Origin of the sequence: Desulfofundulus australicus DSM 11792, assembly GCF_900129285.1 — a bacterium.
Classification (GTDB): Bacteria; Bacillota; Desulfotomaculia; order Desulfotomaculales; family Desulfovirgulaceae; genus Desulfofundulus; species Desulfofundulus australicus.
The window spans coordinates 23,159-41,427 of the sequence record NZ_FQUW01000028.1 but is presented as its reverse complement, the minus strand read 5'-3'; the positions used below and the strand labels follow the sequence as shown (position 1 = coordinate 41,427).

Annotated in this window: 16 protein-coding genes and 1 pseudogene; 16 read left to right on the top strand and 1 reads right to left on the bottom strand. The window is 58.4% G+C overall.

What is annotated here, in order from left to right; genetic code table 11:
* The 11 genes and pseudogenes from BUB44_RS15580 to BUB44_RS10880 form a co-directional block, all read left to right on the top strand.
* Positions 1 to 218 (top strand): annotated as a pseudogene (locus BUB44_RS15580) (hypothetical protein); the annotation flags it as partial.
* A gap of 383 nt (positions 219 to 601) precedes the next feature.
* Complete coding sequence (locus BUB44_RS10925) at positions 602 to 2,245, top strand: IS200/IS605 family accessory protein TnpB-related protein (protein WP_073166259.1); 1,644 nt, start codon at positions 602 to 604, stop codon at positions 2,243 to 2,245.
* Positions 2,246 to 2,480: 235 nt separating this feature from the next.
* Positions 2,481 to 2,645: a hypothetical protein gene (locus tag BUB44_RS15440; RefSeq protein WP_165611040.1), complete on the top strand. Its 165-nt coding sequence runs from the start codon at positions 2,481 to 2,483 to the stop codon at positions 2,643 to 2,645.
* A gap of 137 nt (positions 2,646 to 2,782) precedes the next feature.
* Complete coding sequence (locus tag BUB44_RS10920) at positions 2,783 to 3,688, top strand: Rpn family recombination-promoting nuclease/putative transposase (RefSeq protein WP_073166279.1); 906 nt, start codon at positions 2,783 to 2,785, stop codon at positions 3,686 to 3,688.
* A gap of 420 nt (positions 3,689 to 4,108) precedes the next feature.
* Positions 4,109 to 5,134, top strand: coding sequence for a DUF6094 domain-containing protein (locus BUB44_RS10915; protein ID WP_073166256.1), 1,026 nt, complete (start codon positions 4,109 to 4,111; stop codon positions 5,132 to 5,134).
* 13 nt (positions 5,135 to 5,147) lie between these two features.
* Positions 5,148 to 6,290 (top strand): DEAD/DEAH box helicase family protein, encoded by a 1,143-nt coding sequence (locus tag BUB44_RS10910; RefSeq protein ID WP_073166253.1) that lies wholly within the window; start codon positions 5,148 to 5,150, stop codon positions 6,288 to 6,290.
* Between the two features lie 312 nt (positions 6,291 to 6,602).
* On the top strand, positions 6,603 to 8,099 hold the full coding sequence (locus BUB44_RS10900) for a C-terminal helicase domain-containing protein (protein WP_114362171.1): 1,497 nt from the start codon (positions 6,603 to 6,605) through the stop codon (positions 8,097 to 8,099).
* A 44-nt stretch (positions 8,100 to 8,143) separates the two neighbouring features.
* Positions 8,144 to 9,007, top strand: coding sequence for an anaerobic ribonucleoside-triphosphate reductase activating protein (gene nrdG / locus BUB44_RS16055; RefSeq protein ID WP_114362169.1), 864 nt, complete (start codon positions 8,144 to 8,146; stop codon positions 9,005 to 9,007).
* A gap of 167 nt (positions 9,008 to 9,174) precedes the next feature.
* Entirely contained in the window at positions 9,175 to 9,345 is a 171-nt protein-coding gene (locus tag BUB44_RS15425) for a hypothetical protein (protein ID WP_165611039.1), read from the top strand.
* Positions 9,342 to 10,886 carry a recombinase family protein gene (locus BUB44_RS10885; protein WP_073166243.1) on the top strand — a complete coding sequence of 515 codons (1,545 nt, stop codon included), beginning with the start codon at positions 9,342 to 9,344 and terminating at the stop codon, positions 10,884 to 10,886. The genes BUB44_RS15425 and BUB44_RS10885 overlap by 4 nt, the downstream gene beginning before the upstream one ends.
* 12 nt (positions 10,887 to 10,898) lie before the next feature.
* Complete coding sequence (locus BUB44_RS10880) at positions 10,899 to 11,501, top strand: DNA polymerase domain-containing protein (protein ID WP_207545653.1); 603 nt, start codon at positions 10,899 to 10,901, stop codon at positions 11,499 to 11,501.
* Here BUB44_RS10880 and BUB44_RS10875 read toward each other — a convergent pair.
* Complete coding sequence (locus tag BUB44_RS10875; RefSeq protein ID WP_073166240.1) at positions 11,498 to 11,863, bottom strand: hypothetical protein; 366 nt, start codon at positions 11,861 to 11,863, stop codon at positions 11,498 to 11,500. The genes BUB44_RS10880 and BUB44_RS10875 overlap by 4 nt on opposite strands.
* A gap of 131 nt (positions 11,864 to 11,994) precedes the next feature.
* On the opposite strand from BUB44_RS10875, the gene dprA reads away from it, so the two are divergent.
* From dprA to hslV, 5 genes are all read left to right on the top strand, one after another.
* On the top strand, positions 11,995 to 13,101 hold the full coding sequence (gene dprA, locus BUB44_RS10870; protein ID WP_073166237.1) for a DNA-processing protein DprA: 1,107 nt from the start codon (positions 11,995 to 11,997) through the stop codon (positions 13,099 to 13,101).
* An 85-nt stretch (positions 13,102 to 13,186) separates the two neighbouring features.
* Positions 13,187 to 15,433 (top strand): type I DNA topoisomerase, encoded by a 2,247-nt coding sequence (topA, locus tag BUB44_RS10865; protein ID WP_073166234.1) that lies wholly within the window; start codon positions 13,187 to 13,189, stop codon positions 15,431 to 15,433.
* A complete protein-coding gene (gene trmFO, locus BUB44_RS10860; RefSeq protein ID WP_073166231.1) occupies positions 15,433 to 16,746 on the top strand; it encodes an FADH(2)-oxidizing methylenetetrahydrofolate--tRNA-(uracil(54)-C(5))-methyltransferase TrmFO in 1,314 nt (437 codons plus the stop codon). Before topA ends, trmFO begins: the two co-directional genes overlap by 1 nt.
* Before the next feature lie 18 nt (positions 16,747 to 16,764).
* Entirely contained in the window at positions 16,765 to 17,667 is a 903-nt protein-coding gene (gene xerC / locus BUB44_RS10855; RefSeq protein ID WP_073166228.1) for a tyrosine recombinase XerC, read from the top strand.
* 65 nt (positions 17,668 to 17,732) lie between these two features.
* Entirely contained in the window at positions 17,733 to 18,263 is a 531-nt protein-coding gene (gene hslV, locus BUB44_RS10850; RefSeq protein WP_027357338.1) for an ATP-dependent protease subunit HslV, read from the top strand.
* Positions 18,264 to 18,269: the final 6 nt, after the last annotated feature.

Below are 18,269 nucleotides of genomic sequence, written 5' to 3'. Positions count from 1 at the left end.
GAATTCGAGTATTGAAAGCCAACGGCATTAACATAAAAGAGCAATACCTTAAACAACTCGGGAAACCGGTAACTGTTCTCAAAGTATGCCAAACAAGTCTACAACAGCAGCGGAAATTGCTGGAGCGGCCACCGTTTGAGACGTTGGGCAATATTCCAGCGTTGAAAGGGCCGACCACTAGTCTTGCTCAGATTTTACGTGCAATCAAATCAGCCTAAAGCCCATGTGGCGGTTGGCACTCGTAACTCCTTTTCGATTTATTTCCTACAGTGACTTGACGCTATCCACCCTTAACCCAGACTTGTTTTTTGATAACTGGTGTGGTAAAATTAAGTCGTCGTATATTAATTTTGATTGCCGGTACTTTTAAGATACCGGAGGAAAAGTGTTCTTTTTACGGCTTCTTTTAAGAGGCCGGAGAAAGTGAAAAAAACACGGGACCAAAAGCCTCACTGTGCCTTTTTTAGGCTGGTGGGGCTTTATTAATGCCGCCGAGAATACCTCCCATTTCAATGGGGGGATGAAAGGCGGCAAACTCATGTATTCCAAACACTTGTACTAACACTGCCTATTCTGTAGAATCTATCTGAGGTGCATACTCATGGAAAAGACATACTTTTCCAACCGGGTCTACAAAAATACGCTTACTACGAAGCAGGTATTCTCCATTACCAACGCCTTAATTGACTTCAACCGGGCCAAGCATAAGGCGTACAGGATGCTTTTGGCTGAACACAATTGCAGGGTAACTCACGACCCTTCAGTGCACCTCCAGATAAAAGAGCTCTTCGGTTTCAACGACTACTGGGCCAACTCTGCCGTTCAAGAAGCCAGGGCACAGATAACCTCCCAAAAAGAGCTGCAGAAAATGTACATTGCCGGCAAAGAGGAACAGATCGACGTTAAAAAAGATAGGGTAAAAGAGTTAAACAAGCGGATCAATCGTTTAGAAAGACTGCTTTCTGCGGTAAAGAAGGGCAGGTTCAAGACCTGGCGCGGCTCCAACATCGTCAAGCACGAATCCGGCGTCATCAGTGTGGACTTCAAAAAGGAGTCCCTTGTTTTTTTCAATACCTATGACTTCGAACACCGGTACCTGCGCCCGGAAATAAAGAGTTTGAAAAACCGGGTAAAACTTATCGAATATTCGGTTACCTGTCTCGAAGGAGAGCTGGAAAAGCTCAAAAGCGGCTTTTTGAAGGGCTGCGTTTTCGGTACAAAGGATCTCTTCAGAAAGCAGTTTACCGTGGAGAAGTACAAAAACGACCACGAACTGTGGCTGGAAGAGTGGTGGAAAGCCCGGTACTCCTCCCTGCGCATATCCGGCCGGCTGGATGCGAAGTACGGCAACTTCGTGTTTAAATACGACGTGAGGACAAGAACACTCACCTTCGACCTGCCGGACGGGACTGCAGTGAAAGTGCCGGTTGTTTTCAAGTACGGCCAGGAAGAAGTGGATGCCGCCCTCGTCTTCCAGAGTGAAAGGAGAAAGCCGATTGCCTGGGCCATTGAGGACCACGGGGAGTACTATGTTTTTAAAGTTACCGTGGACGTGCCCAAAAACCCTTACATCAACTACTACAAGGGCGACGGCGTGATCGGCCTGGACATGAATTATGACCACGCGGCTCTGGCGGAAACAGACCGGCACGGGAACCTTGTTGACTGGTTAACTGTTCCTTACAATCTGGACGGTTTAACGAAGGGCCAGGCGGTCAAGGTTTTGGAGCGGGTGGCCATCGATATCGTGGAGGTGGCCAAGCTTAAAGAGAAGCCCATCATCATTGAGGACCTGGACACCACTGATTCGAAGTTCCGATTGAAGTACGGAAACAAGAAAAGGAACCGGAAAATTACCCTGTTTGCTTATCGGACATTGACAAACGCCATAATCGCCCGGGCTGATAGGGAGGGCGTGGCCGTTTTCAAGGTGAAGCCGGCCTACACCTCGGTCGTGGGCAAGCTGAAATACATGGCGCAGAGAGGTATCCCCATTCACGTTGCGGCGGCATTAGTTATCGCCCGGCGGGGGATGGGGTTCAAGGAGAAGGTCCCACCGGTCTTGTCGGCGGCCTTACCGGAGAAGATAAGGCGCCGGCACCACTGGGCGCACTGGGCCTATCTCCAGAAGCAGGTGAAGGGGATCAAGACCCACCACCTGTACCGTTTGGGCAAAGAGCTGGAAGGCGGCGCTCCTTTCAAGGAGGCGCTGGAACGGCTGAAATCCTTGCCACGCGCAGGGTGAGTATGTCTTTCAGACGCCAGTCCACGTCGCACGGAAGGCTCTTTCGCAAGTGGCTCTAGTTGAACGGGGCTGCCCACCGGTTATTGCTGGTGGAATCCTCCCACTTTAGTGGGGGGAGGTTCAATTTTTCAGAAAGGAGGGATGGGACGGGCCGGGAAGGTCCGCCCCGCAATTCATGATAACGGTGAAGGATATTATCAAGAAATACCCACGCGGCACGGAAATCGATGTCTGAGTGCGCGACTGGGGCGGCCCTTCCTACCTGGGCAGGTTTGCCGTCGAAGCCCGGACGCTCCGGCACGTCGAATCCGGGTTGAAGTGGGGAGAACTGGCGAAAGACGTCGCCCGTGATAACCACGGGATGAGGTTAATAATCGTAAGGTTGAAGAAGGTAAATTAACCAACGGGCCAACCGGTCCAAACCATTCCAGAAAGGAGGGATGGGGCGGGCCGGGAGGGTCCGCTCCGGAAGCTATGAGAAATCTTGAAGCAACCCTCAAGTCCCGGTATAATACTGGGAGAAAGGGTGTTAAGCGAGTGGACGGGATTAACCGGACCAACGACTATGTTTTCAAACGTATCTTCGGTTCTGAAGAAGGTAAGGAGGCCCTGCTGGGTTTTCTCAATGCCGTGTTCAAGTTGCCGCCCGGCAGGGAGTTGACCGATGTAAATCTGCTGGACAGGGAAATCGACCCGGAATACCTTCTCGACAGGGCCGCCCGGCTGGACGTGCTGGCGAAGGCGGCTGATGGGTCGCTGATCAACGTCGAGATACAGATTGCCAACAGGTTCGACATCGACAAGCGGACGCTGTTATACTGGGCGCGGCTGTACGGCGGCCAGCTGAAATCCGGCCAGCAGTTTTCGGAGCTGCGCAGGACAGTCACTATCAACATCCTGGCCTTCGACTGGTTTGCCGACGAGCGGTACCACCACGTCTTCCGTATCCGGGACATCGAGACCGGGGAACCGATGAACGACCACCTGGAAATTCATTTTTTGGAACTGAACAAGGTGCGGAGACGCGAATGGAGCCCGGACGACCCGCTGGAAGCGTGGCTGATGTACCTGAACAACCTGGAAGGGGAGGGGTTGAGGGTGATCGCGGAAAAGAACCCAGCGATCAAGAAGGCCCTGACCGTTGAAGAAGTTTTCAGAAAGAGCGAGCTGGAGCGCCGCCTGTATGAGTTACGGGAGAAAGCCATCCGGGACGAAATCTCCATGGTGGCGGGCGCGAAAGCAGAAGGTAGAGCGGAAGGTATGGTTGCCAAAGCCCAGGACGCCGTTATCCGGTACCTGAAGAAGAAGTTTGGGATCGACTATGAAGATAAGATACGGCAGATCAAGGACATTGAAACCCTTGATGGACTTTTTGACAGCCTGCTTGACGCTGGGACGCCGGAAGAAGCTGGCGAGATTATAGCCCGTGTGCTGCCGCAGTAACACTCCCTTACGGGCAAAATAAAAATTGTAAGTTAAGGACGGTCCTATAAAGAGACCGTCCTTGTCATTTTCAGGGCCTACCGGCCCGCAGACCATTTCCACGAAAGGAGGAATGGGACGGGCCGGGAGGGTCCGCCCCAAATGAAATGTTATGTGATAACGCTTTTGTTTGCGGCAGGAGAATTTTTTCGCCAAGCTGTTACAACAGCAGGGCGGAATACGCCTGTGAAGTGATATACGACAAATGGGGAAGTTCTGATGTTTTGCACTTATGTGATGAGTGCCGAAAAGCGCTGCGGCGGGAGGCGCGTCAGCATGGTTACCGCTTTCGCTCCCGCCGTATAAAGTAGGGCCTCCCGGCCCAAACCATTCCAACTGAAAGGAGGAAATGGGGCGGGCTGGAAGATCCGCCCCTCATACATGGCACGACTGGCATCTGAAGCTAAAGGCGGGTATTATCCCACTCCGCCGAAAGAAATGGAACTTGTCTGTAAAAAGCTCAGGGTAGAACCCGGTACAAAAGTTAACATAATCGATCCCTGCGCCGGGGAAGGGGATGCCCTGAAAATGGCCTCCGACCACCTGAAGTCGGAAGGTGGCAATGTTACAAGCTATGGTATAGAAATAGAGGCCACCAGGGCGGGAAAATGCCGCTCGAAGCTCGACCGTGTGGTGAGGTGCGGCTACGAAGAAGCCCGGGTGACGCCGAAGGCGTTTTCCTTCATGTGGCTGAACCCGCCCTACAACGAGCGGGGTGGGGAGCGCGCGGAAGTCACGTTCCTGCGCGACCTGACCGACCCCGTGAGCGGCAAGCTCATGAACGGCGGGGTACTGGGGTACTGTATCCCGCAGTACGTCCTGGCCCAGGCTGCTCCGATCCTGGCCGCCAGGTTTGACGATCTGGCAGTGTACAGGTTCACCGACGAAAACTTTCCGGTATTCAAGCAGATAGTGGTATTCGGGGTAAGGCGCACTAAGGCCAGGCAGGGGAGTGAAGCGCGGGAAATCAGGGAATGGCTGAAGGAGCTTTCCCGTGAAGAAGGACTTCCCGTGCTGGACGCTGATGACGGCGTGACGTATCTCATACCCGAATCTCCTGCCGTAAAAATCACCTTCCGGGGTTCCGTCACGGATCCCCTGGAGGTGGCCGGGGACATTGTGAGATCTCCCGTATGGGAAGAAATCAAATACCTTCTCCCGATGCCCAGAAAAGTGTCAAGCTTAAAACCTCCCGTTCTGCCCTTGAAACCCGCCCACGATGCTGTAGCGATAGCCGCGGGTGCGATCGGGGGCAACATGGGGACCCACCTTCTGGTGGGCATGACGAAAAAGGTCGTGGACAGGCAGGTTATCCCGGAAGAAAAAGGGGAAAAAGTCATCGAGACGGAACGGCCCAGGACCACAATCCGGGTTTTCACCCCAGAAGGAATCTACGAACTGGAGTAGGGAGGCGAAAAAGTTGAAGATATACTCCAGCGGAGCGGGGCGCACTTTCGAGTGCGTCCTTCATTTTGCGGGGTACCTTGCAGGTTATCTTTACATTGCCAGCTTCGCCGGCACTTCCTCTGCTGTCTGGGGCCTGTCGGCGAACATAATCGAAGGCAGGGAAATCGTCATCGAAGACGAATCGGGGAGGAGAATATACCTCGACACCCTCGGGGGCCAGTACAGGAGGATTGAATCAAAAACGGGCGATGTGTACCACTGCGTGGTGCTGCACAAGTCCGCAGTGTTCAGCGAAAATTCTCCGAACCCCCTTATCGTGGCGGAGGACGGGGATATCGATAAGGCCGTCGGCAGGTATTTAACGGCTAAATTCCCTGTACCGCCCGAGTGGGAAGAAGACTATTACAAAATCCTGACCTATGCTGAACTCAATATGGTCAGGAACCCGTTCATAGATGTGTGGAAGGACTTGAAGGTGGCTAAGATAACTGCCGTAAATGGTTACACCAACCATGACAAACTTACGGACGAAACGTTGAAAGAAGCGATAACCCGCGGACTGAAGGAGGGTCTTTTAAAGATTCCCGAATCCGACGCCGGAGGTGTATTTGACCCTTCGTGGACGATGCGGGAATACCTGAAGGCCAACGCCCGGGTCCTTTCGGAACGGATTAAAATCGTCCGCCCGAGGCACGACCCGGAGACGGACAAACTCCACCCGGCCATAGGCCGGATGGAGAGGATACCGTTCCCGGCGCAGGCCCACGTCATCCAGGGGTTGGTCAACACCCTGGAAGAGCAGAACATGGCCGTGGCCTGTGGTGACATGGGCACGGGGAAATCCATAATAGCCCTGGGCGTGTGCAACGTGCTCTATGAGAAAAAGAAAGGACCCATGACCGTCCTCCTGTGTGCTCCTGGAGTGACGATACCCAAGTGGGAGAAGAAGGAGATTGCCGAAACGCTTCCCGACGCGAAAGTGCTCGTGATCAGGAGCACGGAGGATGCGGCGAGGTATCTCCGTATGGTCAGGGAAGGTCACAGGCCCAAAGGATTGGAATTCGTCCTGGTCGGCCTGGACAGGGCGAAACTGGGACCCGAACCCTGGTTTTCGGGGATATGGAAGAGGGTCAGGAGCACAAAAGAATACGCCTGACATTGCCCCGACTGCGGGGAACCGCTGGAAAACATCTACGTCAAGGCAAAGGAAGGGGAACGGCCCTTTTTAACCTGGAAAGATCTCGCCTGCGGAAAGCCTCCGAAAGAGTGCAGAAATCTCCAGCCTAACGGGCTTCCGGAAGGGTTCATCCCTAAATGGAAGCTCCCCTCCAAGCACAGGAAATGTCCCTCCTGCGGAACTCCCCTGTGGAGGCCCGCCCTGAAGTCCAGGAACGAGACTCCCAACAGGCCCCGCTGGTTCGTCAGTTTTATCCTGAAGAAGCTGAAGAAGCACTTCGACCTGTTCATCATGGACGAAGTGCACCAGACGAAGGCCCGCGACTCCGGCAGGGGCGACGCCTTCGCCCAGATGTTAAAGTCGGCGAAGAAGACCCTGTGCCTGACGGGAACCTTAATCAACGGGATGTCCTCCAGTATAAAAGAGCTGCTCTGGAGGACCGACCCGAAATCCCTCATCAGGGAGGGGTTCAACCACAAAACCAGCACCGTGGCCTGGGCGAAAAAGTACGGCGTCCTGGAGAAAGTCATCCGTTCGTCCGACGAGGACGAAGGAATAGTCACCAGGCGCAAGAAGTCCGGCGACCAGGCCAGGGAGAAACCTGGCATAGCCCCGGAGCTGGTGGTGAACCACCTCCTCCACCGGGCGGCGTTTCTCGAACTGGGCGACCTGGAACTCCCCCTGGTGGAGCTGAAAGAAATCCCCGTGTTCGTGGAGATGGACCCCGAGCACATGGAAAAGTACAGGGAATTCCACCGGGAACTCTACGACCTCTGCATGAGCGCCTACATGAGCGGTTCGCCCGGGGCGTTCGCGAAATTTATCCCTTCAACGATAAATTATGCCGACCGCCCCGACCTGGGCGCAGAGGTTGCCGTGAAAGACAGGGGCAAAAAAGTTCTGGGTGTGGTGTACGCTCCGGCTTTCCCGGACGACTATTACCACGCCAAAGAGAGGGAACTGGTCTGCCTGGTCCGGGAAAACTTAGCGGAAGACCGGGGCGTGGTGATTTACTGCAACTACACCGACTCCTACGGGGTGCACCACCGCTTAAAAGAAGTCCTGGAAACTCACGGGATAGAGGCGCACGTCCTGGAGAGCCACGTTTCGCCCGAAAAGCGGGTGGAGTGGCTGGCCCAGAAGGAAGAGGAAGGGGCCAAAGTTATAATCTGCAACATGCGCCTGGTGGAAGTGGGGTTGGATCTGCTCCCCTGGCCGACAATTATTTTCTATCAACTGAACTACGACATAAACACCGTCCGCCAGGCGTCCAGGAGGGCGTGGAGGATTGGCCAGACCCGGGAATGCCGGGTGTACTATCTGGTCTACGAAAGTACCCAGCAGGCCGCGCAGTTTGAATACTGCATGATCAAGCGTGCCCACGCCATGCTTGCCGAGGGAAGGCTTGACCGGTCGGAACTGGCGAAGTTCGGGCGCGACCTTACCTCGTCCCTGGCGGCGGACATTGCCGGCTGCCTTGTTGATGAGGGAGTCGTTGAAAAGTGGAAGGAACTGGCCGAAAGAGATCTGGACGAGAAACTGGAGCTGGTGGAAGAATCGAAGTTCCTGGAGGTTCTCTCTAAAGCGCAGAAAAAGCTGGCCAGGAAGACTCTCGAACTCTGCGGTCTGTCGGTGGACGAAATCGAGGAAACGGAAGAGGTCAGGCGGCCGACCATCCTGGAGCTGGCGGCGTTCCTACCGAAGCGCCGGAGGAAGCGCGTACCGAAAGCTCCAAAAGGGTACAGGCAGCTCAGTTTGGAGGACCTGTTGTTTGGGGCGGGTATGTGACCCGCCCCTATTTAACAGGGATATCCAGAAGGAGGCGGTTAATCATGTTCGACGTTACCCACGTTAACGGCGTAAAGATTATTTATAGTCCTGGTGTTTCCGAAGAAGGGGCCCGGACGCTGGCGATGGAGGAAATAACCCGTTTCAGCCGGGCGGGGAAACGCCTGTCAAAAGTAGAAATCAGCATCGACGGAGAAGATTACGTGATCAAATCCTGGGAAGTTTCTCCCATCCGCCGGATCCGGCGCATAACCGGCTACCTGGCCGAAACAGACAGCTGGAACTCGGCCAAGCTGGCAGAATTACGGGACCGGGTAACCCACCACAACCTTGTCGCTCTGCAAGGGAAGGCTGTTCAGGAAACCGGCATCAAGCTCCGCCTGAACGGAATGGTCTATGAGTCGGTGGTAGACGGTCCGGGCCTACGAGACGTGCTTTTCGTTCAGGGGTGTCCGCACCGCTGTTCCGGTTGCCAGAACCCCGGCTCGTGGGATTTCGGTGGCGGTACGGAAGTGGACATAGCTAACGTCCTGGTTTCCCTGCCATCAAGCCCTCTCGTTTCCGGGATTACTTTCTCCGGCGGAGAACCGTTCTGCCAGGCGGCGGCCCTGGTGGAGGTGGCACAGCATATCAAGTCGCTGGGTTTGAACCTCTGGATTTACACGGGTTATACGTGGGAGGAATTGTTAGCTCACCCGGACCCGGCGGTGAAGCGATTGCTTGCCCTTACCGACGTGGTGGTGGACGGACGGTTTGTGCAGGCGGAGGCAGACCTGTCCCTGCCCTTCCGGGGCAGCCGGAACCAGCGGCCCATTGACGTGAGGAAGTCGCTTGGGACTGGTAGGGTGGTTTTATGGGAACAGGAAATCTATGCGGCGGAAGCACCGCCGAGGCGGGTTGCGGTTTAAAGCACGGGAACAGTCCCGTGCTTTTTTTTATGTGCGCCCGCAATGGGCGTTAACTTGGTAGTGAAAGTCCACTGCAGGAGAGATTTTTGGTTTTTTTTACGTCTTATTCCGTTTTATGTGGGGCAGGATAAGACTACTTAAAAGGTGAAATTTAAAAGGGGGAGATAATGTTGGTTCAAAAACCTGCCAAGAAGCCAAAAAAGGAGGAATTGAAAGTGCAGGTAGTGTATGACTTTGCAGCGGGAGAGACCGTGCTGCAGAGTGCCTACGCGCTGCTAGCCTCTTTCCTGAAAGAAACCGTGGAGAAAGAACCTGAAAGTGGGGCGAAGCAGGCTTGAGGATAGGCATATACGTCCGGGTGAGTACGGACGAACAAGCACGGCACGGCTACAGTATAGCCGAACAGGAAGAAGCTGGAAGGAGAAGGGCTCTGGAAATTGCTGGGGAACAAGCTGAAGTGCATGTGTTCTCCGATCTCGGACAGTCGGGGGCTGCCCTGGACAGGCCGGGGCTTACCAGGCTGCGCGAGTGGGTCAGGGAGGGCCGTCTTGACGTCCTGATTGTGCGCGACATGGATCGTCTCTCCCGCAAGTTGGCACACCAGCTTCTGCTTACGGAAGAGTTTGAAAAGGCCGGTGTCAGGCTGGAGTTCCTGGACCACGAATGGAAAAACACCCCGGAAGGCAGGCTTTTTTCTTCCATCAGGGGAGCTTTTTCCGAGTATGAGCGGGAGAAAATTCGGGAGAGAATGGTGCGGTGCAAGCTCCAGAAGGCCAGGATGGGCGGCCTGCCGATATATCAGGAACCGTACGGCTACCGCCAGGAAAACGGGAAGCTGGTTGAGGACCCCGCCGAGGCCGAAGTAGTGCGGCAGATATACCGGTGGTTCACGACGGAGGACATTGGTCCCGGTGCCGTAGCCGAGCGGCTGGCAGACATGGGTATACCCTCCCCAAAAGGCTGTTCTTTTTGGCACCGTTCTGCGGTCAAAAGGTTATTGAGCAACCCAGCCTACAAAGGGGAGATGGTTTACAACCGCGCCAGGTGGGAGAAAAGCAGCGGCACCAGAAAGAAAGTGGAGGACAGGAAGACTTCCGAGTGGATATTTGTCCCCGTACCGCCCCTGGTGGATGCCGTCACATGGGAGCGGGCGCAGGAAAAGCTGGCTGAAGCCCGGCGCAAATACTCCGGCTGGTCGAAGGAAAACTACCTGCTGTCGGGCATAATTACCTGCACCGATTGCGGTAACCCCATGCATGGGATCTGTCACAGGCGGAAGTCGGGCAAAAAGGACCGCTACTATACCTGCTGCCGGGATTACACCGACCCGCACAAGCAGGGGTGCAGGCCCAGGAAGCTGCTGCGTGCGGACGGAGTTGAGGCTGCCGTATGGGATCTGGTGATTTCCTGGCTGAACGACCCCGAAGCCCTGGCCGCCGAACTTAAAAATGGTATGGAACCGGAAAATTTACGGGCCGACCTGGAGCGGGTAGAGAAACGTCTGTCTGAAGTTCGGAAGGGCAGGAGTAACATCCTCCGGGCGCTGGCGTCCGGCCTGGCTGACCTTGACAGTGATTCGACAAAACTGCTGAACGAGCTCAGGGAGCGGGAACGCCGGTTGGAAGCACGCAAGCGCGAAATAGAAGCGGCACTGCTCCGTTCGGCAGCGGACGAATCCAGGATAAAGGACGTGTGCCGCCGCGCTAAGGAATGCCTGGAAATGCTAGACACCCTCAGCTTTGACCAGAAACGCGCCCTGGTCAGGACACTGGTCCGCCAGGTGACGGTAAGTGGGAGTGGTGGAGATTTCCAGGTTACTGTCTATGCCGCTTTTGCACCCGCTGCAGCAGCGGTGGCTGTGGAAAAGGGACGGAAGTAATATGTGCCCCCTTTGCCAACATTAGTTGCCTGCATTGAAGTGCACGCCTGGCTTTCCACCCGGGACAACATTGAGTGCCCCGATCTTGCCGTCATGGACCTGGATCCGGCGGAAGGGGCGACCTTCCGGGATGTGCTGCAGGTGGCCCTGCTGGTGCACCGGGCCCTGGCCGGGTTCGGCCTGCAGGCTTTTGTCAAGACCTCCGGGGCCAGGGGCCTGCACCTGTTCATTCCCCTCCGGCCCGTTTACCCCTTCCCCCACGTCACCCGGGCCATGGAGTATATCGCCCGGCTGGTCCATGAGGCCTGCCCGTCCCGGACCACCCTGGAACGGGCGGTGCCCAGGAGAAAGGACAGGGTCTACCTGGATTACCTGCAGAACGGGCGCGGCAAAACCATGGCCTTCCCGTACAGCCTGCGCCCCCTGCCCGGGGCTCCCGTTTCCACCCCCTTGAGCTGGGATGAGGTCTGCAGCCTGGAGGTGGACCCGGCGGATTTCAACATGAACACCATCTTTGAGCGTTTGAAGGAAACGGGGGACCTGTTCCGGGATCTCCTGGTGCTGGAGCAGGACCTGGACGGCGTTTTAAAGGTGGCGGCCGGGGCGGCGGGTTAAGGTCGGGGACGGAAGGTCAAGCTGTAGCCCTGCTTTTCCCCGGGTTGATCCGGCGGGTCCGGCGGGTCTGCCGGGCCTCCCCCGCCCACCGGGCAGCTGTGGGTTATCCCCACGTTCAGCGCCCCTCCCAGCTGGTCCACATTGATGCTTTCCAGGTTGATGTTGAACTGTTCCACTTCCATGCGGTCGACGTGAAATTTATCTATATGCCAGCAGCGGCCTTCCAGCAGTTCCCTGAGCAGGAGGACCTCTTTTTTCAACTGCTCCACGTCCTGCCGGAGGAGCAGGAGGGCATCCCGGGAATCACGGCCCCGGAACCTTTTTTTGAACAGGGCGGTCAGCTTATTTATGAGGTTGCCCATCTTGCCATCTCCTTGCAGGCGTGGTATTTTGTTGCTATCGCGGCGGTTGATCCTGGTAGTATATATTCACGGGTAGAGGAGGAATTTACCCGCCGCTTCCCGAATGCCTTTTTCAACCAGGGGTGAAACTGTTGGAAGGGAAAATATACTGGCTGGGCTGGCAGTACCTTCTGCCGGGCGGCGCCAGGTACGTCTGGAGCCTGGTGAAGAAATTCGGGTCCCCCGGGGCGGCCTGGGCGGCCTCCGGGGAGGAACTGGTCACCCGGGGCGGTCTCGAGCCGGGGATGGCCGGCAGCCTGGTGCACCGCCGCGCGGAACTGAACCTGCGGGAAGAGCTGGCCCGGCTGCAGGAACAGGATATAAAATACGTTACCATCGAGGATGGGGAGTATCCCCGCCTGCTGCGGAATATTTTTGATCCCCCGCCCGCCCTTTTTGTCCGGGGCAGCCTGTCCCGGCTGGGGGAACAGGCGGTGGCCGTGGTGGGGTCCCGCCGGCCCACCCCTTACGGCCTGGCCGTGGCCGAAAAACTGGGTGAGGAGCTGGCCCGGGCGGGGCTGGCCGTGGTAAGCGGCATGGCGCGGGGAATTGATAGCGCCGCCCACCGGGGGGCCCTGGCGGCCGGGGGGATGACGGTGGCTGTGCTGGGGTGCGGTGTGGATGTGGTTTACCCCCGGGAAAACAGGCGGTTGATGGAGGAGATTATCCGCTCCGGGGCGGTGGTCAGCGAGTTCCCTCCCGGTTCCCCTCCCGAGGCCTGGCATTTTCCCGTGCGCAACCGGATCATCAGCGGCCTGTCCCGGGCCACGGTGGTGGTGGAAGCCGCGGAAAAAAGCGGTGCCCTCATTACCGCCGACCTGGCCCTGGAGCAGGGGCGGGAGGTTATGGCCGTTCCCGGCCCGGTAACCAGCCCCCAGAGCCGCGGCCCCAACCAGTTAATCAAGCAGGGTGCCCGGCTGGTGGAGGGCGCGGAAGATATCCTGGAGGAGCTGGGGATGACCTGCCTTTTCCCCGCCGGAGAGCGGCAGTCGCCGGCCCTTCCCCGGCTTACCGCCGACGAGGAAGCCGTTTACGGGACGCTCTCCACGGAGCCCCTGCCGGTGGATGTGGTGGTGGAAAAAACGGGGCTGGCTGTGCAGCAGGTGCTTTCCGCGCTCATGTTTCTGGAAGTCAAGGGTCTGGTAAGGCAGTTTCCCGGGCGGCTTTACGCCAGGAGCGGGAGGTCCTTGCGGTTCTAAAGCCGGTAATAATTCATACATTTTTAAAAAAGATGCGCGCGGTTAATATATATGGTTAAATCGAAAAAAAAGAAGGTGGACGTCTTTGTCCAAAACGCTGGTTATTGTGGAATCACCTGCCAAGGCCAAAAGCATTGGTAAATTACTGGGCAAAAAATATACCATTAAAGCTTCCATGGGGCACGTGCGGGATCTGCCCAAGAGCCAGTTCGGGGTGGACGTGGAGCACGGCTTTACGCCCAAGTACATCACCATCAGGGGCAAGGGGGAGATCATTAAGGAGCTCAGGGCCGCGGTCAAGAAGGCCGACCGGGTGCTGCTGGCCTCCGACCCCGACCGGGAGGGGGAGGCCATTGCCTGGCACCTGGCCAGCGTGCTGGAAATCGACGAAAATTCTCCCTGCCGCATTGAGTTTAATGAGATCACCAGGCAGGCCGTGCAGAATGCCGTCAAGGAACCCCGGCCCATCGACTACAACCGGGTTCATGCCCAGCAGGCCCGCCGGGTACTGGACAGGCTGGTGGGCTACATGCTCAGCCCCCTCCTGTGGCGCAAGGTGAAGAAAGGCCTTTCCGCCGGGCGGGTGCAGTCGGTGGCGGTGCGGCTGATCTGCGACCGGGAAGAGGAGATTACCGCCTTTGTCCCGGAAGAATACTGGACCCTGACGGCCGTCTTCACCCGCCGGGGTAAGGATCCCTTTGAGGCCAGGCTCTACAAGGCCGGGGATAAAAAGGTTGAGATTAAGACCCAGGACCAGGTGCAGGAAATTTTAAAGGAGCTGCGGGGGGTTTCCTACCGGGTGGTCAGGATAACCCGCCGGGAGAAGAAACGCCAGCCCCCCCTGCCCTTTACCACCAGCAGCCTGCAGCAGGAGGCCTACCGCAAGCTCAATTTCACGGCCCGCAAGACCATGATGGTGGCCCAGCAGCTGTATGAAGGGCTGGAGCTGGGCCCGGAGGGCCCCGTGGGCCTGGTGACCTATATCCGTACCGACTCCACCCGGGTGGCCGCGCAGGCCGTGGAGGATGCCCGGAATTACATCCGGGGGAAGTTCGGCCCGGAATATGTCCCGGAGAAGCCCCGCCAGGTGGCGGCCCGGGGGAGGATCCAGGATGCCCACGAGGCCATCCGGCCCACCTTCGTGGAGCGGGAGCCCGAGGCCGTGAAGGAGTACCTCACGCCGGACCAGTACAAACTTTATAAATTGATCTGGTCCCGCTTCGTGGCCAGCCAGATGAGCCCGGCCGTCGTTGAAACCACCAGCGTTGATATTGGCGGGGGACGCTATATTTTCCGGGCTTCCGGGTCGGTGGTCACGTTCCCCGGGTTCACCCGGGTATATGAGGAGTCACGGGATGATGAGGCCAGGGAAGAGGAAGGGGTTCTGCCCGCCCTTTCCGAGGGGGAGGCTCTGGAGGCGGAGTCCCTGACGCCCAAACAGCACTTCACCCAGCCCCCTCCCCGCTATACCGATGCCACCCTGGTCAAGGCACTGGAGGAAAAGGGGATTGGCCGCCCCAGCACCTACGCTCCCATCCTGGAGACCATTATCAGGCGGGGGTACGTGGTGCGGGAGAAGAAACAGCTGGTTCCCACCGAACTGGGGATGGTGGTGGTGGACCTTTTGAAGAGGCACTTCCCCGACATCATCGATGTGGAATTCACCGCCCAGATGGAGGAGAGCCTGGACCGGATAGAGGAGGGGGAGATGGACTGGGTGCAGGTGGTCCGGGACTTTTACGGTCCTTTTCAGGAAACCCTGGCCCGGGCCGAGGAGGAAATCGGCCGGGTGGCCGTGGCCGACGAGGTCAGCGAGGAAGTGTGCGAGCAGTGCGGCCGGAACATGGTCATCAAGACGGGCCGCTACGGGAAGTTCCTGGCCTGCCCCGGTTTTCCCGAGTGCCGGAACACCCGGCCCCTTTTGGAGACCACCGGGGTACCCTGCCCCCGGTGCAAGAAGGGCGAGCTGGTGGTGCGGCGCAGCAAGAAAGGCCGCCGGTTTTTCGGCTGCAGCCGCTACCCGGAGTGCGATTTCATGGTCTGGGATGAGCCCGCCGGTGAAAACTGCCCCCGCTGCGGGGATATGCTGGTGGTGAAGAGGGGCCGGGGTGAGCGGGAGGTACTGGAATGCATCAATGAACAGTGCCGGTACCGGGTCACCAGGGAAAAGGCGGGCTCCAACGGTGAAGCTGCCCGGGATGTGGCGGTCGGGAGCGAGCCGGCGGAAGAAAAGGAGCCTTCCTTTAAGCCCTGGGACGGCGACACGTTATCAATTATGGCGGGAAAAGAGTCCGGCCCCGCGGCAACCGGAGAAACTGGAGGAAGAAGCTGATGGTCGAAGCAGTTACGGTTATAGGCGCCGGGCTGGCCGGCGCGGAAGCAGCCTGGCAGCTGGCCCGGCGGGGCGTGCCCGTGATTCTCTACGAGATGCGCCCCCATAAATTCACGCCGGCCCACCATACGGGCTTTTTTGCCGAACTGGTGTGCAGCAATTCCCTCAGGGCGGCCGCCCTGGAAAACGCCGTGGGCCTGCTGAAGGAAGAAATGCGCCTCCTGGATTCACTGATCATGGCCTGCGCCGACAGGCACAGGGTGCCGGCCGGCGGTGCCCTGGCCGTGGACCGGGAGGGTTTCGCCCGGGCGGTTACGGAGGTGCTGGAGGGCCACCCCCTGGTGGAGGTCCGCCGGGAGGAGGTCACCGCCCTCCCCGGGGAGGGGATAGTGGTGCTGGCCACCGGCCCCCTGACCTCGGAGGCCATGTCCAGGTCCCTGCGGGAGTTGACGGGGGAGGACTACCTTTACTTTTACGATGCGGTGGCGCCCATTGTCACCCGGGAATCGATCAATTTCGACAAGGTGTTCCTGTCCTCCCGGTACAACAAGGGGGAGGGGGAATACATCAACTGCCCCATGAACAAAGAGGAATACGAGCGTTTCCAGGAGGCCCTGGCCACCGCCGAAAGGGCCTCCCGCAAGGAATTTGAGAAGGAAGTGAATTTTGAGGGCTGCCTGCCCATCGAAGTCCTGGCCCGGCGGGGGAAGGACGCCATGCGCTACGGGCCCCTCAAGCCTGTGGGCCTGGTGGACCCCCGCACGGGAAAGCAGCCCTACGCGGTGGTCCAGCTGCGCCAGGACAATGCCGCCGGCACCCTGTACAACCTGGTGGGTTTCCAGACCCACCTCAAATGGGACGAGCAGAAAAGGGTTTTCCGCATGATCCCGGGCCTGGAAGAGGCGGAGTTCGTGCGTTTCGGGGTCATGCACCGGAACACCTATGTCAACGCGCCGGTTTTGCTCGCGCCCACCTTCGAGTGCAAAAAAAGGGCCGGGTTGTTCCTGGCCGGGCAGATGACCGGGGTGGAGGGTTATGTGGAGTCGGCCGCTTCCGGTCTGATGGCCGGGGTCAATGCCGCCCGGCTTTACCGGGGCCTGCGGCCCGTGGTCTTCCCCCGGGAAACGGCCCACGGTTCCCTGGCCCATTATATCACCAGCGCGGACCCGAAGCATTTTCAGCCCATGAATGTCAACTTCGGCCTGTTTCCCCCCCTGGAGGAACACATCCGGGACCGGCGGCGGCGCAACCTGGCCCTGGCCGGGCGGGCGCTTAAGACACTGGAAAGGTGGAAGCGGGAAAAAGGTATTTAAAGGCGGGAGGGAGATGTTTTGTACCCTTACATAGATGGTTTCCTTTATTACCTGCAGCTGGAGAAGAATGTTTCTCCCCATACCCTGGACAACTACCAGCGGGACCTCTTCCAGGGGCTGGATTTCTTCTCCCGCCTCCTGGGGAAGCCCGATCACCGGCTCCTGCCCGGCGATATCAGCCGCCAGCACCTGCGGGCCTTTGCGGCCCACCTGCAGTCCTGCGGGTTTGCCCGGGCCACCGTTGCCCGCAAGCTGGCCACCTGGCGCTCTTTCTTCCGTTATCTAACCCGTGAGGAAGTGCTGCCGGCCAGCCCGGCGGCCAGCCTGTCCTCCCCGAAAATCGAGCGCAGGCTGCCCCGCTTTCTCTTTGCCGATGAGTGCCGGGTCCTGGTGGAGGCGCCGCCGGTGGACACCCCCCTGGGCCTGCGGGACCGGGCGCTGCTGGAGACCCTTTATGCCAGCGGCATGCGGGTGGGGGAGCTGGTGGCCCTGAACCTGGGCGACCTGGATCTGGGGCGTGCGTTCATCAGGGTGGCCGGCAAGGGGGCCCGGGAGCGGCTGCTGCCCATCGGCGCCTGTGCCGTGCAGGCCCTGGAAAATTACCTGGAAAAGGGCCGCCCGGCCCTGGTGTCCGCGGGTTCGGGGGAGGCCCTTTTCCTCAATTACCGCGGCCGGAGGCTCTCGGCGCGGGGAGTGAGGAAGATTATCGATAAATATGTGCGCCAGGTATCCCTGAACCGGCGGGTGAGCCCCCACATGCTGCGCCATTCCTTTGCCACCCACCTCCTGGACAACGGGGCCGACCTGCGGGCCGTGCAGGAACTGCTGGGGCACGTGAGCCTGTCCACCACCCAGATCTACACCCATGTTACCAGGGAGCGTTTAAAGGAAGTTTACCGCCGCGCCCATCCCAGGGCCTGAAGGTTGCATTTTGCAGGCGGGAAGTATACAATATTATGTTGATGCCCGGGGAAGGAAGGTAGCTTATGTTTCACGGTACGACCATTATTGCGGTACGCAGGGACGGTAGGGTGGCCATGGCCGGGGACGGCCAGGTGACCTTCGGCCAGCACACCATCATGAAGCACCAGGCGAAGAAGATCCGCCGGTTATATAAAGACCGGGTCATTGCCGGTTTTGCCGGTTCCGTGGCCGATGCTTTCACCCTGTTCGAGAAATTTGAAGGCAAGCTGGAAGCCCATTCCGGGCAGCTCCAGCGTGCCGCCGTGGAGCTGGCCAAGGAATGGCGTATGGATAAATTCCTGCGCCGCCTGGAAGCCCTGCTGGTGGTTGCCGACCGGCAGCACCTGCTGGTGCTTTCCGGGGGCGGGGAGGTCATCGAGCCCGATGACGGCATTGCCGCCATCGGGTCGGGAGGCCCTTACGCCCTGGCCGCGGCCAGGGCCCTGGTCAGGCACACGGACCTCCCGGCCGGGGAAATTGCCCGGGAGGCCCTGATGATTGCCGCGGGGATCTGCGTTTACACCAACGACAGGATTACTGTGGAGGAGCTGTAATCCTAT